This window comes from Streptomyces lincolnensis, from assembly GCF_001685355.1.
Taxonomy (GTDB): Bacteria; Actinomycetota; Actinomycetes; order Streptomycetales; family Streptomycetaceae; genus Streptomyces; species Streptomyces lincolnensis.
This window is the reverse complement of record NZ_CP016438.1, coordinates 45565-72475: the sequence shown is the minus strand read 5'-3', so window position 1 is coordinate 72475 and position 26911 is coordinate 45565. Positions and strand designations below refer to the sequence as shown.

23 protein-coding genes, 1 tRNA gene and 2 pseudogenes are annotated in these 26911 nt (G+C 69.3%); 20 read left to right on the top strand and 6 right to left on the bottom strand.

What is annotated here, in order from left to right; all coding sequences use genetic code 11:
- Positions 1-277: 277 nt before the first annotated feature.
- The 4 genes from SLINC_RS00345 to SLINC_RS00320 all read left to right on the top strand — a co-directional run bounded on the left by SLINC_RS00345 (position 278) and on the right by SLINC_RS00320 (position 3022).
- Entirely contained in the window at positions 278-826 is a 549-nt protein-coding gene (locus SLINC_RS00345) for a hypothetical protein (RefSeq protein WP_225988186.1), read from the top strand.
- The gene (locus tag SLINC_RS00340; RefSeq protein ID WP_067425152.1) at positions 811-1341 is read left to right on the top strand and encodes a hypothetical protein; all 531 of its coding nucleotides are present in this window, start codon (positions 811-813) and stop codon (positions 1339-1341) included. Before SLINC_RS00345 ends, SLINC_RS00340 begins: the two co-directional genes overlap by 16 nt.
- Entirely contained in the window at positions 1272-2597 is a 1326-nt protein-coding gene (locus SLINC_RS45485; protein ID WP_079164333.1) for a DEAD/DEAH box helicase, read from the top strand. Before SLINC_RS00340 ends, SLINC_RS45485 begins: the two co-directional genes overlap by 70 nt.
- A gap of 143 nt (positions 2598-2740) precedes the next feature.
- The gene (locus tag SLINC_RS00320) at positions 2741-3022 is read left to right on the top strand and encodes a DUF3892 domain-containing protein (protein WP_067425141.1); all 282 of its coding nucleotides are present in this window, start codon (positions 2741-2743) and stop codon (positions 3020-3022) included.
- Between the two features lie 80 nt (positions 3023-3102).
- Here the strand turns inward: SLINC_RS00320 and SLINC_RS00315 are convergent, their stop codons facing one another.
- The gene (locus tag SLINC_RS00315; protein ID WP_067425138.1) at positions 3103-4173 is read right to left on the bottom strand and encodes a hypothetical protein; all 1071 of its coding nucleotides are present in this window, start codon (positions 4171-4173) and stop codon (positions 3103-3105) included.
- A 191-nt stretch (positions 4174-4364) separates the two neighbouring features.
- Here SLINC_RS00315 and SLINC_RS00310 point away from each other — a divergent pair, with 191 nt between their 5' ends.
- The 4 genes from SLINC_RS00310 to SLINC_RS00295 all read left to right on the top strand — a co-directional run bounded on the left by SLINC_RS00310 (position 4365) and on the right by SLINC_RS00295 (position 7630).
- Entirely contained in the window at positions 4365-4628 is a 264-nt protein-coding gene (locus SLINC_RS00310) for a helix-turn-helix transcriptional regulator (protein WP_067425135.1), read from the top strand.
- Positions 4629-4797: 169 nt separating this feature from the next.
- Entirely contained in the window at positions 4798-5646 is an 849-nt protein-coding gene (locus tag SLINC_RS00305; RefSeq protein WP_067425132.1) for a DUF6083 domain-containing protein, read from the top strand.
- Positions 5643-6125: a hypothetical protein gene (locus SLINC_RS00300; RefSeq protein WP_067425127.1), complete on the top strand. Its 483-nt coding sequence runs from the start codon at positions 5643-5645 to the stop codon at positions 6123-6125. Before SLINC_RS00305 ends, SLINC_RS00300 begins: the two co-directional genes overlap by 4 nt.
- Positions 6122-7630, top strand: a complete 1509-nt coding sequence (locus SLINC_RS00295) for a UvrD-helicase domain-containing protein (protein ID WP_067425124.1) — start codon at positions 6122-6124, stop codon at positions 7628-7630. Before SLINC_RS00300 ends, SLINC_RS00295 begins: the two co-directional genes overlap by 4 nt.
- Before the next feature lie 164 nt (positions 7631-7794).
- On the opposite strand, the gene SLINC_RS00290 is transcribed toward SLINC_RS00295, so the two are convergent.
- Entirely contained in the window at positions 7795-8556 is a 762-nt protein-coding gene (locus SLINC_RS00290; protein WP_079164332.1) for a DeoR/GlpR family DNA-binding transcription regulator, read from the bottom strand.
- Positions 8557-8800: 244 nt separating this feature from the next.
- Between SLINC_RS00290 and SLINC_RS00285 the strand changes: the two genes are divergently transcribed.
- The 4 genes from SLINC_RS00285 (at position 8801) to SLINC_RS00270 (ending at position 13591) form a co-directional block, all read left to right on the top strand.
- The gene (locus tag SLINC_RS00285) at positions 8801-9868 is read left to right on the top strand and encodes a 2-keto-3-deoxygluconate permease (RefSeq protein WP_067425118.1); all 1068 of its coding nucleotides are present in this window, start codon (positions 8801-8803) and stop codon (positions 9866-9868) included.
- 44 nt (positions 9869-9912) lie between these two features.
- Positions 9913-11178 carry a RuBisCO large subunit C-terminal-like domain-containing protein gene (locus tag SLINC_RS00280; protein WP_067425107.1) on the top strand — a complete coding sequence of 422 codons (1266 nt, stop codon included), beginning with the start codon at positions 9913-9915 and terminating at the stop codon, positions 11176-11178.
- A gap of 1 nt (position 11179) precedes the next feature.
- Entirely contained in the window at positions 11180-12484 is a 1305-nt protein-coding gene (locus SLINC_RS00275; RefSeq protein ID WP_067425104.1) for a four-carbon acid sugar kinase family protein, read from the top strand.
- A gap of 63 nt (positions 12485-12547) precedes the next feature.
- Positions 12548-13591 (top strand): zinc-dependent alcohol dehydrogenase, encoded by a 1044-nt coding sequence (locus SLINC_RS00270; protein ID WP_067425103.1) that lies wholly within the window; start codon positions 12548-12550, stop codon positions 13589-13591.
- Positions 13592-13772: 181 nt separating this feature from the next.
- Here SLINC_RS00270 and SLINC_RS45480 read toward each other — a convergent pair.
- Positions 13773-14060: pseudogene (locus tag SLINC_RS45480) on the bottom strand (transposase); the annotation flags it as partial.
- A gap of 176 nt (positions 14061-14236) precedes the next feature.
- Here SLINC_RS45480 and SLINC_RS00265 point away from each other — a divergent pair.
- The 4 genes from SLINC_RS00265 to SLINC_RS00250 all read left to right on the top strand — a co-directional run bounded on the left by SLINC_RS00265 (position 14237) and on the right by SLINC_RS00250 (position 16791).
- Positions 14237-14524, top strand: a complete 288-nt coding sequence (locus tag SLINC_RS00265; protein WP_067425100.1) for a helix-turn-helix domain-containing protein — start codon at positions 14237-14239, stop codon at positions 14522-14524.
- Positions 14521-16074, top strand: a complete 1554-nt coding sequence (locus SLINC_RS00260; RefSeq protein WP_067425097.1) for a helix-turn-helix domain-containing protein — start codon at positions 14521-14523, stop codon at positions 16072-16074. The genes SLINC_RS00265 and SLINC_RS00260 overlap by 4 nt, the downstream gene beginning before the upstream one ends.
- Positions 16075-16650, top strand: coding sequence for a hypothetical protein (locus tag SLINC_RS00255; protein ID WP_067425094.1), 576 nt, complete (start codon positions 16075-16077; stop codon positions 16648-16650).
- Positions 16651-16717: 67 nt separating this feature from the next.
- A tRNA-Met gene (locus SLINC_RS00250) sits at positions 16718-16791 on the top strand.
- A gap of 56 nt (positions 16792-16847) precedes the next feature.
- Here the strand turns inward: SLINC_RS00250 and SLINC_RS00245 are convergent.
- A complete protein-coding gene (locus tag SLINC_RS00245; protein WP_182449129.1) occupies positions 16848-17885 on the bottom strand; it encodes a TniQ family protein in 1038 nt (345 codons plus the stop codon).
- A gap of 174 nt (positions 17886-18059) precedes the next feature.
- Here SLINC_RS00245 and SLINC_RS00240 point away from each other — a divergent pair.
- The 4 genes and pseudogenes from SLINC_RS00240 to SLINC_RS00230 form a co-directional block, all read left to right on the top strand.
- A pseudogene (locus SLINC_RS00240) lies at positions 18060-19886 on the top strand (helicase associated domain-containing protein); the annotation flags it as partial.
- A 92-nt stretch (positions 19887-19978) separates the two neighbouring features.
- Positions 19979-20428, top strand: coding sequence for a helicase associated domain-containing protein (locus tag SLINC_RS49000; RefSeq protein ID WP_310736521.1), 450 nt, complete (start codon positions 19979-19981; stop codon positions 20426-20428).
- A 422-nt stretch (positions 20429-20850) separates the two neighbouring features.
- Positions 20851-21351 carry a hypothetical protein gene (locus SLINC_RS00235; RefSeq protein ID WP_067425091.1) on the top strand — a complete coding sequence of 167 codons (501 nt, stop codon included), beginning with the start codon at positions 20851-20853 and terminating at the stop codon, positions 21349-21351.
- A gap of 143 nt (positions 21352-21494) precedes the next feature.
- Complete coding sequence (locus tag SLINC_RS00230; protein ID WP_067425088.1) at positions 21495-23933, top strand: DEAD/DEAH box helicase; 2439 nt, start codon at positions 21495-21497, stop codon at positions 23931-23933.
- Between the two features lie 537 nt (positions 23934-24470).
- On the opposite strand, the gene SLINC_RS00225 is transcribed toward SLINC_RS00230, so the two are convergent.
- Both SLINC_RS00225 and SLINC_RS00220 read right to left on the bottom strand, forming a co-directional pair.
- The gene (locus SLINC_RS00225; RefSeq protein ID WP_067425086.1) at positions 24471-25943 is read right to left on the bottom strand and encodes a class I adenylate-forming enzyme family protein; all 1473 of its coding nucleotides are present in this window, start codon (positions 25941-25943) and stop codon (positions 24471-24473) included.
- A 37-nt stretch (positions 25944-25980) separates the two neighbouring features.
- Entirely contained in the window at positions 25981-26904 is a 924-nt protein-coding gene (locus SLINC_RS00220; protein ID WP_067425083.1) for an alpha/beta hydrolase, read from the bottom strand.
- Positions 26905-26911 lie beyond the last annotated feature (7 nt).

Sequence of the window (26911 nt, the reverse complement as noted above, 5' to 3'; positions counted from 1 at the left end):
TTCATTCAACGTCGCTCGCAGGGCATCGGGCAGCAGTGTCCCTGGGATCTAATCACCTTCGATGATCCGACGGACGAGCGTCTGTCTGCCGCCGCCTGGATCATTGCCGACGCGATCACGAGAGCCCGTACCGGTAGACACCCCCGCATATGATCTTTGGCGCAATGCCACCCTGGCCGGTACGCCTCTGGCTGAGCCGAGCAAGTCGCATGTGTTGTCCTACGCCAAGCCCGTATTCAGGCCGAGCCCGGGGAAACTGAAGGGGAAGAGCCATGGCGTGCCCGGATACGTCAGCGAATGGCTGTGGTATCTCCTGACCGCCGAGCTCCCGCCGGAGACGGACCGGACCGTCGAGATCCTCCTGGTGCCCTCGACCACCGTCACCGACAGCGGCGTCGACGGTTTCATCATCCACCGTCTCACAGGCACCCCGGCGCAGTTCGAGTACCGGATGTGGGAAACGAAGAAGTACACCGGAGCCGATGATGACGTCGACCCCACCATCCGCGGCGCCTGGCAGCAACTGCACACCAACGGCGCTGACTATCTGGCAGCCATCGCCTGGGGCGACAAGCACCTCGCGCCGGACAGCCGCGGGTTTATCAGCACTCTGGTACCACGATGGCTCAACGCTGACCCGAGCAGTAATGGCGGCGTCAGCGTCGCCATCAACGAGAGTGCCGCCCCCGACAAGGCATTCCACACCTCGCACGACCATCTGCCCACCCATACTCACCCAGGAGCCTTGAACGGCCTGATCGTGGCCGTTGACGACTTCGAGGCATTCGCCACCACCGTCCGGGAGTATGTGTGGACCGCACTGTAAACCGAGATGTCCTCGCCGCGGCACTCGGCGACTACCGCGCGGGGCTACTTCCGACCGCCGACGAGCTGATGTCCCTGATCGCAGGTGCCGAGATCGCCGCCGTGCGTTCCAAGTTCGACATCTCCGACGAGCTGTTGCGCACCGCCTGGTTCCTCCACGGCATCACCGCCGCTGCCCCCGACACCCCTCAATACAACGCCCGCCAACTGCGCGAGGCATTCGCCGTCAGCGCACACATCTTCGACCTGGCTTTGGCAGACGAGCGCCGCGACATCATCGAACAACTGCGCCTGGCCTTCGCCGCGCAGATTGGATACCGGCGCTGTGAACAGGACCCCAACGCCACTGCAATCTTCCACCGTGTCGCCCGCTTGGTGCGCATCGATGAGGATCTGCCCGACCACATCGACACGCTTGCGGTCGAGGCCGGGTCGCCTTCCTCGGCATGCAGCGTGCCCAGCTCAACCTTTCCTTGCGTACATGGCGGCGCCAGCTCGCGGACTTGCGCCGCCTGACTGAGCGTCCTTCTCTCAGCGGCACAATGTACGGTCCCGCTGAGGCTGTCATCGAAGCCGTTTACCACCTCAACCGGTTCCTCTCATTCGGCTGGAGCGAAGAACTCGATCGCGCACGGGACCATCTGTGGTCGGTCGTCGACCACCGTGTTGGCAGCGGTGACCTGTGGGCCCGCTGGATCGCATCCCACCTTCTGGAACTGCTCGACGACCTGGCTGCCCGCAGCCTCTACACTCTGCTCCCTGACGGAACGCCCCCCGCCGTCGCCCGTACCTTCGCTCTGTCCGATCCGGCCGTGCCAACCCTGTGGCCATCCCAGCGCAAGCTCCTTCATCTCGAACACGGCAACCCGCTCGACCCAGCCACCAGCCGCAGCCTCATCAGTGTGCCTACTAGTGCAGGCAAGCCCCTCATGGCGCAGCTCGTGGTCTGCTCCCATCTTGCGCGCTCACCGGGCCGGGTCATCTACGTATCTCCACTGCGCAGCCTTGGCCGTGAGATGCGCCAAGCCCTCCGCGCCCGACTGCGCCTGCTCGGGCGCCGCCTGGCCGCTGAACAGCCCGACTTCCCCGCGGCCGACCGCGATACCGACATCGCCGCAGGCCTGGAGATCCTCACCCCCGAACGTCTGATGCATGCTCTGCGCCACGACCCCGTGCAGACCCTGCAGGACGTAGGTCTGATCGTCATCGACGAGGCTCACCAGATGGCGCAGGACCGTCGCGGCTTTCTCCTGGAAGGCATGCTCGCCTACTGCCAGGTTCACCCGGCAGCTCCGCGCATGGTCCTCCTGTCCGCTGCGATTGGAAACCGCGCGGCCCTGGCTACCTGGCTGGCCCCTGATCTGGCAGAGGGCCACGTGGTTTTCAGTGACGACTGGCGCGGTCCCCGCCGATTGCACGGCATGCTGTCACCGAAGTACATCTCTGCCGACGTCGTCCGCACACCCCGGAAAGCCAGCAAGAATCATCCGGGCACCACCCGTGCCACCGTGCCCGTCGCCATGAGGATGAGCCTGCGGCCCACCGCTACCGCGCGGCCCACCGAACTCGTCACAGGGCCGCTCGGGACACGCAGCTTCGAGGAGTACCGCTCCTTCGATCCCGCCTGCTCCGCCTGCCGCGTCCCCCACTGCCCCGAGTGCGGCCGCTGCGCATGCACATCGCGCGTGAACGAACGCCTGTGCCCGGGATGCTTCATCAAGCATCCGCCCGCGATGTTCGCCGACGGCGACCGCTGCCTCGACTGCTCCTGACACCCCGCCAGCCCCTCCAAGACACTCCCGTTGCGCTACCCGCGAGTTACGTCGTCCGTCCCAGGCGAAGCACCCCGCACCGGGGTGACGGGTCCCGGCGCCGGCTCCGGAACTCCGTCGGGCAAGGCCGGCAGAAGAGAACCATGGCCATCCAGATCACCGCGGTACGCCTGTCCGGCGGCACCCTGCACGAGCACATCACCCACCTGTGGTGGACCGACCCGGCGGACGGCAAGACCGGCGACAACACCCGGGCGCAGATCGTCACCTGGATCGAAGACAAGAAGGGCCAGGCCTACACGAGCGACGCGGGCGGGCACCGGGCGGAGGTCGTCGTGGTGACCCCGCCGCGCGGCGAGAAGTACCTGCAGACCCGCGCCGACGGCCGGTTGACCAACAACCTCCTGGCTCTTCCCCGCCGCTGAGCACTCCCGCCCTGGGGCGGGAGGAGAGGGCCGGCCGGGCCGCTGCTGGGGCGCACTGCCCCAGCAGCGGCCCCGGGCCGTCACGGACTGCTTCTCGGCTGCCGTGAGAAGGCTTCGGATCGTGCGGAGTCTTCGCCGGCCGGAGAGTGCGCCGGCAGCTCCCACCGGACCTCGCCGCTGTCGTGATGATGGTGCCAGGCGGTCACGAGGCGGGCGCGGACCAGTTGGTCGAGGAGGTCCTCCAGTTGCTGGGGCGGCTGTCCGCACTGGCGGGTGAGGACGTCGAGCTCGCCCCCGCCCGCCCCGGAAGCGCTGTGGGCGGCCAGGGCGAGTGCGGTCAGCCGTAGAGCGGAGGGCAGGGCGGGCGGGAGGGCCAGCGGGGCGGGGCGCAGCGCCCATTGGGCGGCGCGGACGCGCCCGGTGCGTCCGGGGGCCTGGTGGAGGACAGCGACGTCGAGCAGCTGTGCCTGGACGGGGGAGCATCTGCGGCTGGGGCGGTGCAGCCAGCCGGCGTGCTCCAGTTCGAGCCACAGCTCAGCGTGGCCGTGCAGCCGCATGCCGCGTAGGAAGCCGTGGGGCAGGCGGATCTGCCCGTGGCGGTCGGCGCGCAGTGCGCACTGCAGGGCGAGCAGCCGGGCGGCGGGGGAGGAGAGGCAGGGCAGCGCTGTGGCGAGGTAGGTGAGCAGTTCGCGTACGCGCTGCTGCTCTGCCGGGCCGAACACAGGCGCGGTGCGCGAAGCGCGCGCCCTGCCGGCGGCCGACTGGGCGTGGCTGGCGGCGAGCAGCGTGGGCGGCACGACGGCGGTGTGGCTCATCGCCGCCGCGCAGGCGGCGCAGGCATCGGCCAGCCGCCATGCGCGCCCGCTGCGGTCGCAGGTCAGGGCGAGCAGGACAGGTCCCCCGCAGCCGCGGTGGCGGGGGTGCCAGTGGCAGCCTCTCGTCCGGCACTGGCAGGTGCGCAGATGGCCGGGCAGCGCGTCGGCGCGGGCATGGCGGGCCAGATGGGTGAGGGCGGCCGAGCGGGCGGAGGCGGCCGGCAGGACGGGGCTGTGTGCGCAGCGGGGACAGGTCAGGGCCGGCCCGCCCGTCTGCGGGCGCAGGTGCACCGTCCAGATGCGCTGCACCGCAGCGTGTGTACTGGCAAGCCGCATCGGCTCGTTGTCCCTCCGTTCTGGTCCGCGTCGGCCTCGCGCGGTGGCCTCCCGGTACGTACGTGGGAGCCGCCCGCACCGTAGTGCAGATCTCTGCACTCGCGCAGCGCGAGCATTCAGCGCACCCACCTGCACTGATAGTGCAGAAATCCTCACTGACAGGGCAGGTGTCTGCACCGTCGGATGGTGGGGTGACGATCTTGCCGCCCGACCCGGACCGCGACGCCCTGCGTGTGACGCTGGCGCGGCTGAGGAACGCGCGCAGGTGGACCTTCGACGAGCTGGCCAGCCGCAGCGGCCTGGCCCGGCGCACGCTGATCGACCTCGAACACGGCCGAGCCGCCGGCACCGTCACCACCTGGCACGCCCTCGCGCATGCCTTCGATGTCCCCATCGAGCAGCTGCTCGGCTCGCTTTGCGACGACCACACCCCACCCGGGCCCAAGGGCGCCTGACTCCGGCCGCGTCAGGTCTGGCGCGCAACGTAAATCACCCGAACCAGCGAGCATGCATAGAACGCATACTCGCTGACTCGCATTGCTGTTCGGTAGGGCTGGGCCGCCCGGGGGACTGTCTATCCGCCAGCCCCGCCCTCGGGGCGTGTCACCTGGCACGGTCCTCGCCATGCGCCCCCACTCCATCCCCGGCTGCCACTGGGACGGCAGCCCTCGCACCGCCCCGGCGCGCCGTCCGCTGCGGGTGGCCGCCACCAGTCCCAGCCGCCTGCTGCGCGCCGGCCAGAGCGGCCGCTGCCGCCACTGCGGCAACCGCATCGACCTCTACCCGCGTGCCGACGGGCGTCCCATCGCCCTGCATCCCACCGAACTGGCCACCGCCCACACCCCTGCCTCCTGCCACTGGCACCTGAGCTCCGGCATCGCTCACCCGCACGGCGACGGCAGCGCCTGGTGCCGCATTCCGCACGCCGTGCTCTGCCCGCAGCGCACGCCCATCTGCCGGATCAGCCCGTCCCTCACGTCGGTGCGCCGCCGACTCGCCGTACGAACCCGTCGCCTGATCGACACCGGTGTCTTCATCCCCGCGGCTGCCCCCACCAGTGCGGCGCCTGACGGCCCCGACCGCCCTCTCGTACGGATGCTGCTGGGCTACTACCTCGCCGACGGCCCCGTGGAGGCCATCCGCTGCGTAGCCCAGACGAGCCACCGAACCCGCTGCCCCCGTCCCGTCCTGGCCCCGGACGCCCCGCCCGGATCCTGGAGACTGCTGCCTGTCGGCACCCATGGCGGCCAACTCGCCCTGTCCGAACAGGCGACGGCCGTCTACGACCTCAGCCAGCTGCCCCATGCCGAACAACGGCGCTGGCGTATCCAGCGCTGCCCCGCGCACGCCACCATCCACGGCGCCGCCGACCTGGCCCTGGCCGGATGGCAGGTCTTCGATCCCCTCCTGCACGCCCAGCACCTGCGTACCGGTCTGCCATACCCACCGGCACCCGGCAGCAAAGAGAGGTGACGATGCCGCACCACGCCCTGGAAATCCTCCTGACGCGCCCGCTGGTCCCGGCGGAGCTCCGTGACGCCGCCCGCGTGCTGCCGCTCGCGACCAACCACGACACCACCCGCCTCATGACCCTCGTACGTGCCAAAACCCCCGGCCGCGCCGCACACCGGCTGCGCCAGCACCTCGCCGCACGGCTCCCCGTGGACGTGATCACCACCCACTACCCGGACGCCGTCGGGCAGGTCCTGCTCAACCTCGCCTTCCCGCCCGCCGTCCACGCCACGATCCGCCACGCCGCCCATGAAACGGGGCAGAGCCCGGAACTCTTCGTGAAGCTGGCCCTGCACCGCGCACTGGCCCAGCAGGCCAGCGACGAGGCCGACCGGCTCGACCGGGCCGTGCAGCACCTGCTCGCCGGCACCACGGCCGCACACCTCCTGGCAGCCGTCGGCCACGCCCTGACCCGCACCCCCGGAGCAGCCCCCGCATGAACCCGACCGATGAACAGACGGCCGCGGCCGACGCCTTCCACGCCGGCCAGCACCTCGCCCTGCAGGCCGGCGCGGGTACCGGCAAGACCACCACTCTGACCCTGCTCGCCCGCACCACCAAAGGCTGCGGCCGCTACCTTGCCTGCAACCGGGCCATCGCCCAGGACGCACGCACCCGCTTCCCCGACACCGTGCAGTGCAAGACCGCCCACGCCCTGGCCTACGCCGCCGTCGGCCACCGCTACATCCGCCGCCTGAACGCCCCCCGACGCCCGGCCTGGCAGACCGGACAGGCCCTCGGCATCACCAAGGCGATCCGCATCGGCGACCGCGAGGTGACACAACGAGCCCTCTCCAACGCCACCCTGCGCACCGTCGCCCGCTTCTGCCACACCGCCGACGAGGCCATCACCCCCTATGACGTGCCCCGACTTCGCGGCCTGGAAGACACCGACCTCCATGCCCAGCTCGCCGCCCACATCGTGCCGTTCGCCCACAAGGCGTGGGCCGACCTGCAGCACCCCGACGACGGCGCCGTCCGCTTCGACCACGACCACTACCTGAAGATCTGGGCCCTCACCCTGCCGCGTATCCAGGCCGACTTCCTGCTGCTGGACGAGGCCCAGGACACCAACCCCGTCGTCGAACAGATCTTCCTCGCCCAGCGCGACCACGCCCAGCTGGTCATGGTCGGCGACTCCGCCCAGGCCATCTACCAATGGCGCGGCGCCAAGGACATCATGACCGGCTTCGACGGCACCCAGCTGGCCTTGTCTCAGTCCTTCCGCTTCGGCCCCGACCTCGCCGCCGAAGCCAACCGCTGGCTGCACCTGGCCGACGCGCCGATCCGCCTCACCGGCACCCCCGCCGTGCCCACCGAACTCGGCCTCGTCACACAGCCGGACGCCGTCCTGTGCCGCACCAACGTCGGCGCCATGGCCCAGGTCATGGCCCACATGGCCGCGGGACGCCACGTCGCCCTGGCCGGGGGAGGAGACAGCCTGCACGCCCTGGCCCTCGCGGCCCGCGACCTCAAAGAAGGCCGCCGCACCCACCATCCCGAACTGCTCCTCTTCCCATGCTGGGGCGACCTGCAGGACTACGCCGCCCACGACCCCGCGGGCCGGGACCTGCAGCCCCTGGTCAACCTCGTCGACACCCACGGCACTGACGCCATCCTCGCCGCCATCGCCCAGCTCGCCCCTGAACCGCACGCGCACGTGACCGTCTCCACCGCCCACAAGGCCAAGGGACGCGAATGGCCCAGCGTCCTCATCGCCGAGGACTTCGCCCGTTCCCTCAACGACACCACCGGCCAGACGGGAAGCGCGCCGGCACCCGTCCCCGAGCCCGTCGACGATGCAGAGGCCCGTCTCGCCTACGTCGCCGTCACCCGCACTCGCCGGCGCCTCGACCTGGGAGGCCTCTCCTGGATCTACGACCACCCGGACGGCACACCGCCGAACCAGGCCCGTCCTGATGATGGCCAGGCGGGGTCACAATGAGGTGATCTGCCGCCAGGAACCTGCCCGTAAGCAGCTGAAGTGCGAGGAGATACTCTCCGCCCGCTGGGCCGCTGTCGGAGGCTTCTCCTGAGTGCGGTGACGGTTGTACCCGAGGTCCGCCGCCCCCGCGCGGTGTGGCCTGCGCTCTGGCCCCGGTTTGAGCGTTACGGAGCGACCACGACCGCCGCCAATGCGGATCGCAGCTCAGGGGGAGGCGTCTGGTCGGTGACGAGGACATCGATGACCGACAGGTCGCCGAGGGCCATCGCCTTCTTGCGGTCGAACTTGGTGTGGTCGGCGGCGACCACGACCCGGTCCGCGAGGTCGAGAAGTGTGCGGCGTACCTCGACTTCGGCGGGGTCGAAGTAGGTGACCCCGCGGTCGACGGACAGTCCTCCGCAGCCGAGGATCATCAGGTCCAGATGGATCTGCGGCCGTTCCTGTGCGGCCGTGGAAGCGACCAGGCTCAGTTCGGGTGTCATGAGTCCGCCCAGGACGAGGACCCGGCTCCTCGTGTCGCGCAGTTCGAACGCCGCGTGGAGCGAGTTGGTGATCACGGTCAGATCGTCCCGGACAGCGAGTTCCGCGGCGACAGCGGTACAGGTGGTGCCGGTGTCGACGCCCACCGAGGCACCCGGCTTGACCAGGTCCGCCACGGCCCGCGCGATTCTCGACTTCTCGGACATCATCGTGGAGGACCGGGCCCCGTAGGCGGGTGCCCGGCGTGGCACCGCGCCGCCATGCACCCGGTCCAACAGCCCTGCCTGATCGAGCTCGGCCAGGTCGCGGCGGATCGTCATGCCGGACACGCCGAAGCGCTCCGCGAGCGTGTTGACGTCGACCTGCCGGAATTCCTGCAAGGCACTGAGGATGGCTCGCTGTCGGGAGTTGCGCACGGGTTCCATCTCGTCTTGAGCCACGCTCATCACGCTATCCGGCCTCCTGCTCTGGGCTTCCACCCGGGGTGACCCATTGCTGCCATCCCGTCCAAGCGGTGTTCATGTGAACATTACAGCCGACTCGTCCGACCTGTTGCGACGCCTGCTCGCGCGGGTGGGTTCGGCTCGATATAGACGATGCCGTGGCGAGAACCCATTGACCCGCCCGCTTCCTGCGGCTACGGTCCGAGTCACCCAATGTTCATTCGAACACTGCTGTTCGGAGGTCCCCATGGCTGTGCCCATCAAAGCCGGCATCGAGAAGGTGCCTGGTGGGCTGATGCTCGTCCCGATGCTCGTCGGAGCCGTGGTGCACACGGCGGCGCCGGGCTCCGGAGAGTTCTTCGGCTCCTTCACCGGAGCCCTCTACACGGGCCTGCCCGCGATCCTGGCCGTCTTCTACGTGTGTCTGGGCGCGACCCTGGACGTGAAGGCGACGCCCTACATCGCCAAGAAGGGCGGTGTGCTGCTGGGGACCAAGGTCCTGTTCGCGTTGGTCGTCGGTGTCGTCCTGGGGAGGTTCCTCGGCGAATCGCCGGTCAGTGGTGGAGTCTTCGCGGGGTTGTCGACGCTGGCGGTCGTGGCGGCGCTGAACGACACCAACGGCGGCCTCTACATGTCACTGATGGCCCAGTTCGGACGCAAGCGCGACGTCGGCGCCTACAGCGTCATGAGCCTGGAGTCCGGCCCCTTCCTCACCATGATCACGCTCGGCGTCGCCGGTCTGTCCGCCTTCCCCTGGCAGACCCTGGTGGGAGCAATTCTGCCCCTGGTGCTCGGGATGCTCCTGGGCAACCTCGATCCCGAGATGCGTCGCTTCCTGGCCCCCGCCGTGCCCGCCCTCGTGCCGTTCCTCGGACTGTCACTGGGACTCACGCTCAACCTGACAGCCGTCTGGGAGGCCGGCCTGCTGGGGGCCGGGCTGGGGCTGTTCGTGGTGCTGGTCGGCGGGGCAGTGCTGCTGCTGGCCGACAAGGCGAGCGGTGGCGACGGCATCGCGGGCCTGGCAGCGGCGACCACCGCCGGCAACGCGGCAGTGGTCCCCTCGATCGTGGCGGCCGCCAATCCCGTCTACGCGCCGGCCGCCGAGTACGCGACCGTGCTCGTCGCTTCATCGGTCGTGGTGACGTCGATCCTGTGTCCGCTGATCACCGTCTTCTGGGCACGCCGGATCCTGAAGCAGCCCTGGGCCGCCGACGGGGTCGGCGATGCGACAGCCGACGGCGACGGGCCGTCCTCCGCCCCGCATTACGTGGTCGGCGCGAACAGGGAAGCTGCCGCACAGCACGACGGCACTTGAGACGAACGACCCTCACATCAGAGTCGTCGAGAAACGGAGAGCACATGCGTGACCAGCGGGTCGTGCGCTGCACCTACTACCTGGAATCGGAGATCGATCCGGAACAGGCCGCCGCGGCGATGGCCGGGGAGCAGTCCAGTGGCACCTTCGTCGCTGTGCCGGGCGAGTCCCCCCGTATTCGCGAGCGGCATGCAGCGCAGGTCGTCAGCGTGCGGGACCTGGGCGCGCGCAGCCCGTCGTTGCCGTCGCGTTCCCGCCCCGAGGCGGTGCGGGCCGCTCTTGTGGTGGTCGAGTTCCCGATGGAGAACATCGGGACCGACCTGGCGACCCTGCAGACCACGATCGCAGGCAACCTCTTCGAGCTGGGTGAGCTGTTCGCCTGCCGCCTGGAGGACATCGAGCTGCCGGACGAGTTCGTTGCCGCTCACCTGGGCCCGGCGTTCGGCGTCCCGGGCACCCGCAGGCTGATGGGGGGTGCCGAGGGCGTCATGATCGGCACCATCATCAAGCCGAACGTCGGTCTGGACGAGAGCGAGTTCCGCCTGGTCGTACGGGAGTTGGCCAGGGCGTCGGTCGATCTGATCAAGGACGACGAGCTGATGACCGATCCGGCGTACCTCCCGCTGGAGCGCCGGGTCGCCGTGGCCACCGAAGAGATCCGGGAGGCCGAGCAGATCACCGGCCACCCGGTCATGTATGCCTTCAACATCACGGGGGACCTCGCCGGGCTCCGCCGGCGCCACGACCTGGTGGTCGGAGCGGGCGGCCGGTGCGTGATGCTCAACGTCCCCGTCATGGGACTGCCCGCGCTGGCCTGGCTGCGGGAGTTCTCCGAAGTCCCCGTGCATGGACATCGCGCCGGTCTGGCCGGATCGATGCGCTCGCCGGCGCTGGGGGTGTCGTACCGGGTGTGGCAGCAGCTGGCCCGCCTGGCGGGAGCCGACCATCTGCATGTCAGCGGTCTCGGCAGCAAGTTCTACGAGACCGACGAGGAGGTCGCGGCCCACGTACGCAGCCTGCTCGAGCCCCTGGGCAAGACGCTGAGTCCGGTACCGACCCTGTCGTCCGGCCAGAACGTCACCACCCCGGCACCGACCTTCACCGCGGTCGGCTCGACCGACCTTCTGATGCTCGCGGGCGGCGGCGTGGCCGCGCATCCCGACGGACCGGCGGCCGGCGTGCGCAGTCTCCGGGCCGCCTGGGCGGCTGCCGTCGACGGTGTTCCCCTGGAGGTGGCGGCACACGCGGCGGCCGAGGCAGGCGACCCGGCGCTGCTGCACGCCGGGCGCACGTTCGGAGGTGTGGCCTGACATGGCGTACGTCAGTTTCGTGGCCGACGACCTGACCGGTGCCAGCGATGTCCTCGCACAGGCCCACCGGCACGGTCTCGACGCCGTGCTCGTCATCGGGGACGGCAGCCGGCCGCTCCCCAGCGACTGCGATGTCGTCGGGATCGCCGGACCGTCGCGTTCGCTCGGCGGGGCAGCCTTCGACGAGTTGGTGCGCGCACAGCTGGATCGGATCGCCACCGCCGATGCCCAGGTGCTGATCTACAAGGTCTGCTCGACCTTCGACAGTGCCCCCGCACGCGGCAGCATCGGCAGAGGCATCGAGCTGCTGCACGAGCGCTTCCCCCACCATGGCCCGGTCGCGGTCGCACCGGCACAGCCGGGCTTCGGCCGGTACACCGCCTTCAGCAACCACTTCGCCGGCTATTCCGGCGACGCCTACCGTCTCGACCGGCATCCCGTCATGGCGCAGCATCCGTCGACTCCGATGCACGAGGCCGACCTGCGGCAGGTGATCGCCGAGCAGCTGCGTACCGGCGAGGTCCCCGCGGCCATCCACCTCCCTGCCCACGCCGATGGTTCCTTCGGCGAGCAGTGGGCGACGCTCCGCCAGTCCAGCCGGGCCGCCTTCGTCGTGGACGCTGTCGAGGACGGTCACCTCGAGACCCTCGCGCTGGCACTGCGAGAGGACGACACCCGGCAGGGCCCGTCGATCGTGGTCGGCTCCGGCGGTGTCATGGCCGCCCTCGCTCGCACAGCCACCGGGCGGTCCGAGGTGGCCGACAGCGCCCAGCCCGCCTCCGGGCCGGTGCTGGCCGTCAGCGCGTCGGCCTCCAGCACGACGGACGCACAGATCGCCGACGCCGTCGCGCACGGCTGGGCCGAGCTGGCCGTGCCCACGCAGTTGCTCAACGGACAGGATCCGTCCTTGCTGGACGATCTGGAGAAGCGCTCGGCCGCCTTGCTCACGGCCGGACGGAACGTCATCGTGCACACCACGCGCGGCACCCAGGACCCCCGCTACGCCGCGGCCGGTCCCCTCGACGCCGCCCATGTGGGGGGACTCCTGGGCACCCTGGCCGGGAACATGGCCGTCAAGGGCCTCACCCGGGACGTCGCCGTACTCGGCGGCGACACCTCCAGCCACGCACTGCTGACCATGAGGGTGAGCGAGCTGCGCGTCGCCACCCAGTTCGTCACGGCCGCCCCCGTCTGCCGCACCGACAGCGAAGCCGCCGTGGCCGGCTGCCGGCTGCTGCTCAAGGGCGGACAGGTCGGTCCGGTCGATGTCCTCGAACGCTTCGCGCAGCCGCATCCCGCCGACTGACCACCGTCCGTCCGGACCACCAGTCATCCCGCCACGTACGAGACACGAAGGAGTGTGCAATTCATGAGGGCAGTCGTCAAAGCAGTCGCGGACAGGGGAGTCGAGTACGTCGCCGATGCGCCCGAGCCGAAGGCCGGCGACGGCGCGGTCGTAGTGGAGATCGCGGCGGCGTCGTTGTGCGGCACCGACCGCGAATGCTACGAGTGGTCGCCGGCGGCCCGGGCGTTCAACCTGGGGCTGCCCGTCGTACTCGGTCATGAAGCGGCGGGCACTGTCGTCGAGGTGGGCACCGGTGTGGAGAACCTGCGCGTCGGTGACCGCGTCGCTCTGGAAAGCCACTTGGCGTGCGGTCAGTGCTTCGCATGCCGGACCGGGGACGCACACACCTGCGAGCGCACGCAGATCCTGGGCATGCACTTCGACGGGGTCTTCGCCGAACGCGTCGCCGTGCCCCACCGCATCTGTGTCCCCCTTCCCGACAGCGTGCCCTTGGAGACCGGCGCACTGCTGGAATCGGCCGGCGTCGCGGTACACGCCATCCAGCGAGCCGGCTACTCGGTAGCCGGCCGAGGCGTTCTGGTCAGCGGCGCCGGCCCGGTGGGCATGGTCGTCGCGCGACTGGCATCCCTCATGGGCGCCGCCTACGTGATCGTGATCGAGCCGAATCCGTTCCGCCGCGCCGAAGCCGAACAGCTCGGAGTGATCACGATGGAGCCCGGAGAGGGTGTCGCCGAGCGCAGCCGCGAACTCAGCGGCCACCGCGGCGGGGCCGATGTCGCCTTCGAATGCTCGGGAGCGGCCGCCGCACTCCCGTCCCTCTTCGACGCCGTGCGCCGAGAAGGAACGGTCGTGACCGTGGGACATCCGGGCCGACCAGTGCCGATCGACGTCGCTGCCCAGATCAACAAGCGGGGCATCACACTGCGGGGCATCTTCGGCCGCCGCCTGTGGGAAACCTGGGAGCAGACGCTGCTCCTGCTGAACTCCGGGCGCCTGGACCTGGACTGGCTGATCACGCACCGACTGCAACTCAGCCAGGTCGACCAGGCGATCGATCTGCTCACCGGCGACGCCTGCAAGGTGCTGTTGGTACCAGGGCTGGGCTGACGCTCCGATACCGGCCGTCGTCCGCCAGCCCATCCGCACACGACGAGCCCACAGCGTGGACGGCATGCCGCAGAGCACGCGGTCGTAGGGCGCCAGGGTCCGTCTTCAAACGGATCTTGCGCAGAACAGGAAGGACGCGAGACTGACCGCTGCTTCGTAGGGGGCGGCGGTCTTGATACCCCTATGGATGCCAAGCGGCCAGAGCCTGGCCTCGAGGCAAGGCATGGATTCGGATGATGATCGTGTAGAGCTCTCGGGCGACGTAGCGTTTGAGGCAGCGGCTGGCTTCGCGTCTGGTCTTGCCTACGGCGATGCGCCGCCCGGCGTAGCTGCGGCTGCGTGTCTCCCAGCGGAGTCTGGCAAGGACGATGGTGTAGAGAGCCGAGTTGGCCTGGCGGTCACCGCCGCGGTTGAGTCTTATGCGCTGTGTCTTGCCCGACAAGGCTTCCACCGGGCTCACCCCACCGAGGCGGCCCGCCGGATTCCGCGTGAACAAGACGGTCCTCATCGCTGACTTGCAGGCCTGAGCGGAGACTGCCATAGCAAGGGCCCGCGCAGAGCAGGATGGTGAAGCTTCTGTGCATCATTGAAAGCAATAAGCTGATATTCATGCGGAATTTGCATCGACTCGGATATAATGAGGGCGTGGGATTGACCTTGGAAGAGTCGCTGCGGTTGACGGTGGCCGCGTTGATGCAGGTGACGGGTGACTCGCAGCGGTCGGTCGCGGCAGTGCTGGGACTGACGCAGACGCAGGTGTCGCGCCGGCAGTCGGGTGCCGTTTCGTGGAGCCTGCGCGACGTCGATGTCCTGGCCGGGCATTACGGCATCGGCGCCCTGGACTTGCTTGCGGGTCCGACCAGAGCGTGCGAGGTGCTGCCCGCCGACCTGCGCCGTTCCGTCCGGGCCGAGATGAAGGGGACGAGCCGGTGAGTGACTTCGACGCGATCGACTCGCTGCTCGACGCTGTCGGCCCGGAGGTCGAACTCCCGCCCTGTCAGGTACGCCGCGAGCTGCGGGAGCGAGCCCGGCTGTCCAAGGCGCAGGTGGCCCGTGCGCTCGGGGTGAGCCCGTCCACCCTCAGCGGATGGGAGAGCGGCCGGGACCCGGCCGGCGAGGTCCGCACCAAGTACGCATATCTACTGGACGGACTGAACGCCAAGCTCGCCACCGAGACTGAGAACACGGCGGAGCTGGCCGAGGAGCAGCCCATCGCGTCAGACGCCGCTGCGGCGGCCGTCACCTCGACGTCTTCGCCGGAAGTCGGCCAGGACGAGGACGAGGTGGAACCGCTCGCCCTGCCCGAGCCGTGTGTGCTGTGCGGCCGTCCCGCCGAACAACGCGTGGCGGGATTCGCTCAGCACCTGGACCCCTCCGACTGCCAGGCGACCCCTGTCGAAACCCCGAAACCCGGGCCCGCCGCGCCATCTACCCAGGCCCACGAGCCGCGTACAGTACGCCCGCCTCGTCCGGCTGGCGGGAAAGGCGCAGCCCCGCGCGGGCGGGCGTTCCAGGAGCCGTCCGGGTCGGCCGACTTGATCCACGAAGCGGTGCACGCCGTGCTCGCCGAGCACCAGGGCGATGTTGAGGCCGCGAGCGCCGTATTGCTGAAGCGGGCGATCCCGGACGCGATGCGCCTGCTGGACGAGACCCGTAAGGGCGCCCGCTACGACGTGATCGCCCACCCCTGGATCCCCGACATCCTCAAGAAGCAGACCTCCAAGGGCGCCGACCAGATCTGGGAGGCCCGCCCGAAGTGGACGCGGCCCGAACTGCCGCCCGGGAAGTACGAGGTCACCGCGCTCGACATCAACGGCGCCTATCTGAGCGCGCTCAAGACCCACCTCCCGCTCGGCCAGCTGGAACACTCCACGGGCTTCGCCCACGACCGGCGCCGCGCCGGAGTCCACCTGATCACCCCGCCCGCCTGGGAGCACGATGCGGTGCTGCCCAACCCGATCGGCCAGCGCGACGAGCCAGGCCCCCTGTGGGTCACCGAACCGACCCTGCGCCTGCTGCTGCGCCTGTCCGGCCCGAAGCACCGCCTGTGCGAGCCGCCCCAGATCCACGAGTCATACACCTCGGGCGCCACCGAGAATCTCCTGGAGAAGTTCCGGATCGCCCTCAAGGATGCCCGCGACACCGCGATCGCTGACGGCGACGGGCTGACGCTGGAGTACGTGAAGGCGATGTACTCCAAGTTCGTGTCCACGATGGGGGAGTCGAACTACAACCGGGAGCTCTACCGCCCGGACTGGATGCACATCATCCGCTCCCAGGCCTTCGCCAACCTCTGGATGAAGGCGCTCAAGGCCCACGACGCGTCACTGACGGTCGTACGGGCGATGGGAACCGACGAACTCCACGTCATCGGGGACTGGCGCCGTGTCTTCCCCGAAGGCCGCTCGGTTACCGAGGTCAAGGTCAAGGACACGTACACCGCCGGAACCGGCACCGGAGTCGGCATGGGGGAGGAGCAGTAGATGCCGGAGAAGAACATCGACTTCGGGAAGTTCGGCGCGAGCGGGATCAAGGGCAGCGAAGCCGTCGCCCGCCAGCTCGACCAGCTCGCCGCTCACATCGCCACCCCGGTGACCGCCAGGCGCGGCCTGATGGCACGCCTGCACTACCTGACGACGTCGGACAGGGTCTGGCAGGCAGCCAAGGACGCCGGACTGACAGTGAGCGACCGGACGCTGAAGGCCTGGATGCAGGGCACCCGCCGTCCCTCGAGGACCAACCTGGAACGCATCGACGCCGCCTATAGCGCGGTGCGGCGCCGCAACGTCGCCCGCCACCTCACCGCTCGCCTCAACCGCGAGGGCCGTGGCACTCGCGTGGAGATCCACCCCCTCGACCAGTCCGGCGTGGCGCGCCAGCTCCAGCGGGTGGTGGCACACCGGACGATGAACGTGCGCCGCTGGGACAAGATCGTCGGATCCTGGGCGGCCGGCGACCACCAGGGCCTGGACGACGCCTGGACCGCCGATGTCCTGCCCGATCTGGGTTCCCAGTGGGGCCAGTACGAGTACGTCAAGAACATCGGCTTCGCCGCGTAGCAGCCGGTGACCGGCAGGAAAATGGTCTCCAGCGCCCGCCGCCATGACGTACGGTGGTGTTCACCGACGCGGGGTGGAGCAGCTCGGTAGCTCGCTGGGCTCATAACCCAGAGGTCGCAGGTTCAAATCCTGTCCCCGCTACTGCAAGGTGGAGGGCTCACAACCATACGGTTGTGAGCCCTCCACTCTTATGACGCCTACATGTCGGCGGCCGCCATGCCCAACTGCCAGGTCAGGCACGAGCGTTGGCTCACCGGACCGGTCCGGGACGCGATCCGGCTGTGCCCCGCCCCAAGCAGCAGCCCGTTTCCGTCCGCCGGACCGGACGGCGCGGGCAGCCCCCTACGGTGGCGCCCCAGCCACATCAGCAGCGCCTGACGCCCTTCAGCCACGTCCACCCCCCACCCGGCCATCAACTGCTCCACGCCCGCAAGCCATCGGGACCGGTCCGCCGTATCCCGCCGCCCCGCGCATTCGAAGTCCAGCATGGCGCCCGCGAGTTCCGCGGCCTCCGGGTAGATCACCAGTGGGGCCGCCCGCATCTCCCGCGCGTCCAGCCCAGCAGTCCAGGCCCGCCGCACCCAGCACACGGTGTCCGGCATCCGCGTCCACCAGTACACCGCCACCTGGAAGGCATCGGCGAACAACTCCTCGCCGGCCGGCCCCCACCGCTCGGCCAGCTGCTGGCGCACCTGGTGCGCCGTCACCGTCTCGGGCAGTTCGGCCAGCTGCACGAAGTCCGGACCGCGGCCGCGGGAGTCGTCCGACCAGTAACCGTGCCGCACGCAGACCTGCCAGCTGGCCGGCGACATCAGCCACACCGCCTCGCCGACACCCAGGGCGTCAGCGCACAGCGGGCAGTACCGCACGAGGTGCCCCGCCACAGGCTCCCAGCGCCACCTCCACGGTGCCGCCTCCAGGCCGGGCAGCAGGTGCTCCGCGCCCAGGCTGGGCAGATCCTGCTGCAGAAGACCAGCTGCCCGGTCAGCAAGGACAGCCAGATAGCGCAGCCCCGCCTCGTTCATGTACATCTCGGTGGACTGCGGGTACTTCTCCACCCGCTCGGGGTACGCGGATGCCTCGCCCTGCCCGACGCGGTCGAGGAAAGCAGCCAGGCTCAGGCCGTTGGCGTGCGCGAGCCGGTTCACGAACGACCCCGTCGACTCACCCGGCACCGGCCCCACACGCAGCGGCAGCGGCCGGCGAGGCCCGTACAGACCGGGATCGTCCAGCACCGCTGCCCTTCCACCGAAGCCGTCACCACGGCCACCGTGACCGGCCCGCCGGAGGCTGGTCAAGAGCACCAGCACTCGTTCGGGTGAACCCCGGCAAACGCCCAGTCATCGCCCAGCACACCCATCTCACCCTGTGAACCAGGTGCACGTGCACACCGTCACCGGGGGAGGACCATGGCCACGACGACGCGCATCCGCCCGGATACGACCGCCCCCGCCCCCGCGACCGCCTCGCGTCTGAAGACCCGCCTGCGGGGAGGCCAGCAAATCGCCGTCGACACCTCCGCGAGCAGCTTCATCGAGGGCTACCGCCGCGTCGGCGTCTACATGGCCACCGGCACCGGAAAGACCCTGGTGGCCCTGCACGTCGTCCAGGAAACCGCACCCGAAGGCGCCTCCCTGGTGGCAGTCCCCTCCCTGCGACTCCTTGAGCAGACCGCCGCGAAATGGCACAGCGAAGGACGTCCCGGCCGCTACCACGGCGTCTGTTCCTCAAGCCGCCCGGCAGACCCGGACCTGGCCGGCATCCTCACCATGGTGGGCACCGCCGACGACCTGGCCTGGCAGGCAGCCGAGACCCCAGGACCGCTCAACGTGTTCTGCACCTATGACTCCCTGGACAAGGTCGTCGAAGCCCACCTACCCCGCTGGGACGTCGTGGTCGCCGACGAAGCCCACCGCACCGCCGGTGACTACGACAAGCCCTGGGCCCGCATCCACCACGACGACAAGCTGCCCGCCCGCCACCGCCTCTACATGACCGCGACGCCCCGCGTCTTCGACGAAAAGAAAGCCCGCGAAAAGGGCATCAACGCCGACACCGTCATCGCCTCCATGGACGACGTGAGCATCTACGGGCCCGTCGTCTACCGCATCTCCCTGAGAGAGGCGATCGACGAGGTGCTCCTCGCCGACTACCGCATCGCCGGCGTCGTGATCAGAGACGAAGACCTGCGAGGCCTCCTCAACCGGCTCCCCGCACACACCTGGACCGGCGAAGCCTTGCGTGCCGCAGCCGCCCAAGTCGCCCTGCTGGTCGCCCAGCACCGCTACGACCTGCGTCGCACGCTGACCTTCCACCCCTGCATCGCCGCAGCGGACGTCTTCGCCGAAACACTCCACGAGACCGCGGCCCTCATGCCCCCGGCCTACCACGCCCCCCTGCAGGTCGGCACCGTCAACTCCAGGCAGAGCCCCTTCGAACGCCACAAGAACTACACCGACTTCGCCTCCGCGCCCCTCAACACCCCCGCCTCACAGCAGCCGCCCCGCCGGGCCGTCCTCACCAACTGCCGCTGCTGCGCCGAAGGCGTCGACATCCCCGCCATCGACTCCCTGCTCTTCGCCCACCCCAAGACCAGCAGCATCGACATCATCCAGTCCATCGGACGCGCACTGCGCCAGACCCCGGGCGACAACAAGATCTCCACCATCGTCATCCCCATCTACATGGCACCCGGCGAAACCCTCGAGGAGGCCGTCAAGAAAACCGCCTTCCACCTGATCTACAAGGTCCTCATCGACCTCGACGTCTACGACGAGCACACCTTCCACCTCGTCGACCACTTCCGGTACCCGAGCGACCCCACCGACACCCCCCAGCTCGCCCCACCCCCGGAACGCGCCGACGAGATCATCCCCGTTCTCGACCTGAACGACGTCATGGCCCCCAACCGCGTATGGGAGGCCGTCTTCGAAGTTGCCACAGACTTCCACCTCCAAAACGGCCACCTCGACGTCCCCAGCCGCTACCTCCACGACGGCCGCTTCTACCTCGGCTGGTGGATCGGCGCACAACGCTCCATGCGCAACAACGGCCTGCTCCTGCCCGAACGCATCGCAGCACTGGACACCCTCGGCATGATCTGGGAGCACCCCCCGCACAGCATCGAGCGCAAACTCCTCATCGCCCGCGACTACGTCACCCGCCACGGACACCTCGCACCCCGGTGGGCCGAACACCACCAAGGCATGCACCTGGGCCGCTGGCTCGCCGACAGCCGAAAGGAAGCCAACACCCGTCGCCTGCCCCACTGCTACCAGCGGGCCCTGAATGAGATCTACCCCTGGTGGAACGCCAAAGGCAGAGCCGAATGGAAACGCACCTACGCCCGCGCCCACGCCACCGCACGCGACAACACCCTGGTCTTCCCCGGACCGCACCAACTCACCGGCGCCGCCCCTGTGCTGACCCAATGGCTGGCCGAACAGATCGACAACCTCGACAAGCTCGAGGACTACCAGCGCACCTCCTGGGCGACCTCCCCATCGAACACCCCCTGGCCCTCCTGCTGCGCCGCCCGCGCGGCGCTTCCCAACGGGCCTTCGCCCGAGGATTGCAGGCCGCCTACGCCTACCACCGCCGCCACCATCACCTGGACGTTCCCTACAACTACACCTGTGAGGACGCCGCCGCCTTCGCCCTGGGAAGGTGGCTCGCCGAGAAGCGGCGTTTTCCGCAGGCCCTCTCGCGAGAACAACTGGATGCCCTGGAAGCCCTAGATATGCGCTGGATCTCACGCCGCCGGCACCGCACACCCTGAACCCGCCGTACCAACCGGCAGACTGGCTGTGACGTCTGTCAGCGGCCCCTCGATATTGGCCACCTGGCCCCACCTGGACGGCAAGCGGCGTGTGACGTCCCGAAAGCGGCCCCACTGCCACTCGCTGCAGATACGGCCACGAGGTGGGGCCGCCGCGGACCGTCATCGAACACCCGTCGGCGCCAACGATGGCCAATTCGGTGGGGCCAATCGCCGACGTCAAAGCCACGGCAGACCACGGGACCACGGGCGTCCCTCCGCTCCGGCCCCCGGCACGAACAGCTGCACCGGATCCTCCCGGCAGCGCCCGCCGCACCCGTCCAACAGACCCGGAACCCGAGCCTCGGCTGACATCACCAGACGTACCGCAGCCCAAAAGCACGAAAGAACCGAACGACCTCAACCAGGAGTACTCCGGCATCATGACGACACCGCCCCACTCACCCGGCCGGCTGCCTGTCTTCAACATCGGCCTCACCCACGTCACGCTCCCCACCTCACAGGTACAGGTCAACCGCCTGACCAACCGCAGCAACGAAATCACTCTGGGCACCGACGTGATCGTGATCGTGGTGAGCCCCGCCACCCACCTGGCTGAGACCGACGTCGATCGAAGCCGCTTTATCTGGCCGACCTGGCAGGGAGAGACCATCCCCGAGGCCCACCAGAAGTGGAAGGCAGTCTTCGCCACCCCGGACCGCACCTTCAGGGGCATCTACTACGAGGGCCCCACTCAGGAAGAGACGCAGACTTTTCGCGTCCCCAATACCGTTCTGTCCGACGCGATGTGGAAGATGCTTCAGAACGAGCCCTGCGCGGTCCTGTGCACTGGCCTCACCGGGGACCCCTCCGCAGCCGAAATCACGACCGCCCTCGAAGCAGGAATGCTCCAAGCAGTTCTGGTGGAAGCCCTGTTCGCCTAGCCTCCAGACCAGCCCCACGACATCCCCTAACGTTGCACGGACACGACCCATGCCCACTGCCCCCGCAATACTGCTCAGCGAAGGACACACGCCACGATGGATCTCGCCGGCCACCGCTCCATCGCGCACTGAGGACCTGCCCCATGTCTTCCCCCGATGAGCCCATCGCTGAGATCTCCGCCGTCTCCCGCACCCGCCCCGCCCGGCTCTCACTACGCCCGGACCAGCAGCGGGCCGTCGACAGCGCGGCACGTCACCTGGCACGCGCACACACCCGCGGACACATGGTGTCGGCCTGCGGCACTGGAAAAACGATCACCGCGCTACGGACCGCCGAAGCCCTTGATGCCCGGCACCTGCTGATCGCCGTGCCGAGCCTGGACCTCATCTCACAGTGGGCCCGCACAGCCCGCAACGACGGACGCCCAGAACCGATGATGGCCGTCTCCTCCCTGGCTGCGGCCAAGCACCCGGTCCTGGCCGGAGCAGCCGTCCACAGCACCAACAACCCGGAGTTCCTGGCGACCTGGCTGGCCCGGCACGAGCACGCCACCGTCTTCGTCACCCTCGACTCCCTCCCGAGAATCGAACAGACCCAGCACACCCGCGCTCCCGCACCCACCTTCGACCTCCTGATCGTCGACGAGGCACACCGCACCGCAGGAAGCTGGGACAAGGACTGGACCGTCCTGCACGACCACAACCGCATCCGCGCCGACCGCCGCCTCTACCTGACCGCCACCCCCTACGAATGGGATCCACCCCGCCTGACCGAAGCACCCACCACCCGCCCCCAGCCCAAGCGCACCGCAGCCACCGCCCCCGCCTGGGACACCCCCGCCCTCGTCGCCTCCATGACGGACACGAAAACCTTCGGCCCCCGCCTGCACACCTACAGCCACGCGGACGCCATCGAGGACGGAGTCCTCGCCGACTACCAACTGGTCGTCCCCACGATCACCGACGCCCACCTGCGCACCGTACTCACCACCCTCGACACGCACTCCGGCTTCGGCCCGGCCGCACGCCGCACCACCGCACTGCACCTGGCAGTACTCAAAGCGATGACCGAACACGACCTCCACCACGTGATCGTGTACTTCCAGCAGGTCGCCGACGCCACCGACTTCGCCCGCCAGTTCCCCCACACCCTGCGCACCCTCACCGAAGACCAACGTCCCGCCTGGACCGGTGACCTGGTCGTCCAGTCGATCAACGGCACCCACAACCCCGGCCAGCGCCACGACATCCTGACCGACTTCGCCACCGCCGACCGCGCCGTGCTGACCAACGCCCAGGTGCTGGGGGAGGGCGTCGACCTGCCGGCCGTCGACGCCGTCGTCTTCGCCGACCGCACCGCCAGCGTCCGCCGCATCGTCCAAGCCCTCGGCCGCGCCCTGCGTAAACCTCCCACCCAGGAAACGAAGACCGCCAGCCTCGTCATCCCCGCCTACATCCCCCACGGCGCCGACCCCACCGACCTCCTCGGCACCCCCTACGAAGCCCTCTGGCTCGTCACCGCGGCCCTGCGCCACCACGACCAGACCATCGCGGCCCGGGCCCCCCGCACCACCGCCAAACACCGCCTGGAGCAAGGCGCCCGCACGCTCCTCGCCCGCCGCTTCCGCTTCGACTTCACCCTCGACCCCGACAGCATCGCCCGGGCCATGGACCTGATCGCCTGGCCCGCCGACAACGCGGCCCTCTCCGCCCCACGCCGGGCAGGGCTGGCGGCCGCGACCCGCTTCCACGCCGAACACCACCACCTGCGCGTCCCCACCGACTACGAAGACGCCTACGGTTACCGGCTCGGCAGCTTCATCGCCGGCCAGCGCACCGCCCGCAGACAAGGCATCCTCACCGAGGACTGGATCGCCGAACTCGACGCGCTCGGCATGATCTGGGACGACCACGAAGCAGTCTGGCAGGGCCACCTCACCACCGTCACCGCCTTCCACACCGAGCACGGCCACCTCGCCATCCCTCTCCAACAGCCCGGCGGCCAGTTCCTCGTCAGCCAACGAGCCCTCGCCCGCAACCACCGCCTCCACCCCGACCGACACGCCCAGCTCACGGCCCTGGACCCCCACTGGACCCTCCCGCACGGCCCCGACTGGCACCGCAAATACCACCTCCTGCGACGCCACATCGAAGCCGGCCACAGCCCCGCCACGCTGCGCCGCGACACGGTGATCGACGAGGTGAAGGTGGGAAGCTGGCTGCACCGCCAGTTCTCCACCTGGAACCAGCTCGACCCCGGGCAACGCGACCTCCTGGCCCGCCTGCGGCTGACCCCGAACGCCACCGCCCTGCCCCCTGCGAGGCGGATGAGCCCTCCCGCGGCGAAGCGGCCCCGCCGTTCCTTCGAGCAGACCGCGCAGATCCTCCGGATCTTCGTCGAGCACTGGAACCGCCCGCCAGGTGCCCGGGAATGGGTTGAGGTCGACGGAGAACGCGTCATGATCGGACCCTGGCTCTGCAAGACGCGTTCCAAAAAGAACGCCGGTCAACTCACCTCGGAACAAGATGACTTGATAGCAGAGATCCTCAAAGCGGACTGGGCTGCCTGTGAATCCGGGTAGAGACCTCTTTTGGGTAACTGTCCCGCAGTCGGTGAAAGCGGTGGATGACCGGGCTGATCGAGGAGTTGGTGATCCACGTTCAGGCCGAAGGACCGCAGCTGACCGGCACAGGTGGAGACAGCGCTCGAGTTCCTCGAACGACAGTGAGCATGGAGTGCCGTTGACGCCCGGGCCGAGGAGGCTGCCTCAGAGCCGTGATGCCTCTGGGCGAGCGGCTCGGGCGGCCCGGTCGGGGTTGCTGCCCGCAGGTCCGGCGATGACCAGACCGGTGTCCGGGTCGCCATACGCGATGTGTGTTTCTGGCCGGCGAAGCCCCCGGCGACTGTGCGGGGCCGCGGGCGGCGACGGCCCTCACCGTCGCCGCCCAATAGCCAAGGGCCTGAGCCACCCATGCGGGCAACTTCGCGGATGTCCCCGGTAGGCCGGGCGCGCGGCGAAGCTCGCGAAGTTCCGGGGAGCCCCGGATCTGCCACTCGGTCCCTGGCACGGAGCTGGGGGCCAGCCGCCGGAGAGGGCCCACAGCGCCATCAATAGAGGTCAGGACCGGGCAGAGACCTCAGTGTGGGCAGCGCGCAGCGAGACCTTGTCGATCTTGCCGACCGGGTTCTTCGCGATGGCTTCCACCACGAAGAACGCGGTCGGGCGCTTGAAGCCGGTGAGGCTGCGCGCACAGAGGGACTGCAGTGCCGAGGGATCGATGGTCGAACCCGGTCGGGGCTGGACGTAGGCGACGACGACTTCTCCCCATTTCTCGTCGGGGACGCCGATCACGGCGGCCTCGAGCACCGATGGGTCACCGACGAGGACGTCCTCGATCTCCTTGGGGTAGATGTTCTCCCCGCCCCGGATGATCATGTCTTTCGAACGTCCGACCAGGGTCAGGTATCCGTCGGCGTCGAGCCGGCCCACGTCGCCGGTGCGCAGCCAGCCGTCGACGAGGACTTTGGCTGTTTCTTCCGGGCGGCCGAGATAGCCCCGCATGACGTTGGGTCCCCGCACGACGACCTCTCCCTCCACGCCCGGCGGCACCTCGCTGCCGTCGGCGTCGACGATCCGGATCTCCTGGCCGGGGAAGGGCAGTCCCACGGTTCCGGCGCGTCGAGGGCCCGCAACAGGATTGATGGTGGACGCGCAGGTTCCCTCGGACAGCCCGTACCCCTCGATGAGCGGAAACCCGTAGCGGGCCTCGAACCGGGTCAGCAGCTCGGCGGAGGCGGGTGCGGCGCCGCAGACTCCGAAGCGCAGGGACGAGGTGTCGGGGCGGACCTGGTCCGGGAGCGCCGCGAGCATGCTGTAGATCGTCGGCACGGCGCTGAGGAAGGTGGGGCGCTCGCGCTCGACGACGTCGAAGAAGGTCTCGGGATGGAATCGGTCGGCGATGGTGACGCTCGCGCCCGCCAGCAACGGGATGAGGGTGCTGACCACGATGCCGTTGACGTGGAAGAGCGGCAGGATCAGCAGGCACCGGTCGGCCGGCCCGACCTCCAGCGCCCGGCGCCCCATGTCCGCCATGGCGTCGATGTTGGCGTGGTCGAGCATCACCCCTTTGGGAACCCCGGTCGTGCCGCTGGTGTAGATGAGCAGGGCCAGCGCGGACGGGTCCGCAAGGGGTGCTTGATCCGGCTCCGCCGCTGCGTCATGCAGTTCGCCGACGGCGAGGACGGCAGTCCCGTCTGCCACGGCGGTCTCACCGTCCTCGCTCACCATCAGGCGTGCGCCGGAGTCTGTGAGCTGTCGGGCGACTTCGATGTCGGTCATGCTCGGATTGACCGGCGTGATGGTGGCGCCGAGCCGCCAGGCGGCGAACAGCAGGAGCACGAACTCGACGCGGTTGGTCAGCCTGAGGGCCACGACGTCGCCGGGGCCGACCCCGAGGTCCTGCAGGTGACGTGACGCCGCCTGGACGCGACGCAGCAACTGGACGTTGGTGAGGGCCTGGCGGCCGTCCGAGACCGCGGCTCCGTCGGGGTCGAGGGACGCGCGGCGGTCGGGCAGGGATGCGAAATTCATGGCGAGGGCGTACCTGTCTGGGTGTGATGCGGTCCGGTCACGCAGCTGACGCGGCGGCTGCCGGGTTCAGCTGGCGGGTGAGGAACTCGATCTGGTCGCGCACCAGTACTTCGAAGGTCTCGCCGGTGTAGAAGTCGAAGTGGCCGGCGTCGTACCTCTTGATCTCTCCCTTGGGTGCGGTGCGCGCGTAGCGGAGGGTCTGGGCGGGAGGCGTGACGGAGTCGGTGTCGCTGACGCAGAAGAGGATCGGGATGGTGATCTTCTTGGCCGCGCGTCCGGGCCGGTAGGTGAGGATGGTCGGGATGACGCGTGCCGCCACCTCGTTGCGGAATGTCGTTTCCGCGGGCTGGAGCGCCTGGTATCCGGGCAGGGCGTCGGGGGCGTTCATGAGGGCCGGTGTGCCGGGGGCGGCGGCGATCGGAACCATCACGGGCGGCTTTCCGCGGCCTCTGGCTGCCAGATCGCGGGCTACCACGGGGAGGACCTTGAGCGAGGCGGCAGGGCCGAGCGCGAGCGCGGAGGCGAGACCGTCGGTGAAGGGGCACTGGGACACTGCCGCGCGCAGTTCGGGGTGGCGTGAGGCGACGGTGATGGCATGGCCGCCGCCGAACGAGCTGCCCCATACGGCGATGCGTGTGCGGTCGACGTCCGCGCGCGCTGTGACGTAGGCGATGGCGGCGTCCCAGTCGGTGAGCTGACGCTTGATCGACAGGAGCTGGCGAGGGTGGCCGCCGCTGTCGCCGAAGTGCCGGTAGGTGAAGGCCACCGCGGCGATGCCGGCCTGTGCGAAGCGCTCGGCGAAGGCGTCCAGGCGCATCTCGCGGACGGCGCCGAGGCCGTGCCCGAGGATGACGACGGGCGCAGACGTGACGCCCGTGGGGAGGTAGAGCCAGCCGGCGCAGGTGCTGTCGCCGGAAGGGAACGTGATGTCGTGACGGGTGAAGGACTGCTGAGTGGTCATCGTCGGT

Coding starts and splice junctions, on each gene's coding strand:
- SLINC_RS00290 (WP_079164332.1), bottom strand. CDS start 8,556: ATGAGCGTGGCTCAAGACGAGATGGAACCCGTGCGCAACTCCCGACAG.
- SLINC_RS00295 (WP_067425124.1), top strand. CDS start 6,122: ATGAACCCGACCGATGAACAGACGGCCGCGGCCGACGCCTTCCACGCC.
- SLINC_RS00220 (WP_067425083.1), bottom strand. CDS start 26,904: ATGACCACTCAGCAGTCCTTCACCCGTCACGACATCACGTTCCCTTCC.
- SLINC_RS00225 (WP_067425086.1), bottom strand. CDS start 25,943: ATGAATTTCGCATCCCTGCCCGACCGCCGCGCGTCCCTCGACCCCGAC.
- SLINC_RS00255 (WP_067425094.1), top strand. CDS start 16,075: ATGCCGGAGAAGAACATCGACTTCGGGAAGTTCGGCGCGAGCGGGATC.
- SLINC_RS00285 (WP_067425118.1), top strand. CDS start 8,801: ATGGCTGTGCCCATCAAAGCCGGCATCGAGAAGGTGCCTGGTGGGCTG.
- SLINC_RS00305 (WP_067425132.1), top strand. CDS start 4,798: ATGCGCCCCCACTCCATCCCCGGCTGCCACTGGGACGGCAGCCCTCGC.
- SLINC_RS45485 (WP_079164333.1), top strand. CDS start 1,272: ATGCAGCGTGCCCAGCTCAACCTTTCCTTGCGTACATGGCGGCGCCAG.
- SLINC_RS00320 (WP_067425141.1), top strand. CDS start 2,741: ATGGCCATCCAGATCACCGCGGTACGCCTGTCCGGCGGCACCCTGCAC.
- SLINC_RS00280 (WP_067425107.1), top strand. CDS start 9,913: ATGCGTGACCAGCGGGTCGTGCGCTGCACCTACTACCTGGAATCGGAG.
- SLINC_RS00315 (WP_067425138.1), bottom strand. CDS start 4,173: ATGCGGCTTGCCAGTACACACGCTGCGGTGCAGCGCATCTGGACGGTG.
- SLINC_RS00230 (WP_067425088.1), top strand. CDS start 21,495: ATGTCTTCCCCCGATGAGCCCATCGCTGAGATCTCCGCCGTCTCCCGC.
- SLINC_RS00275 (WP_067425104.1), top strand. CDS start 11,180: ATGGCGTACGTCAGTTTCGTGGCCGACGACCTGACCGGTGCCAGCGAT.
- SLINC_RS00270 (WP_067425103.1), top strand. CDS start 12,548: ATGAGGGCAGTCGTCAAAGCAGTCGCGGACAGGGGAGTCGAGTACGTC.
- SLINC_RS49000 (WP_310736521.1), top strand. CDS start 19,979: ATGGAAACGCACCTACGCCCGCGCCCACGCCACCGCACGCGACAACAC.
- SLINC_RS00235 (WP_067425091.1), top strand. CDS start 20,851: ATGACGACACCGCCCCACTCACCCGGCCGGCTGCCTGTCTTCAACATC.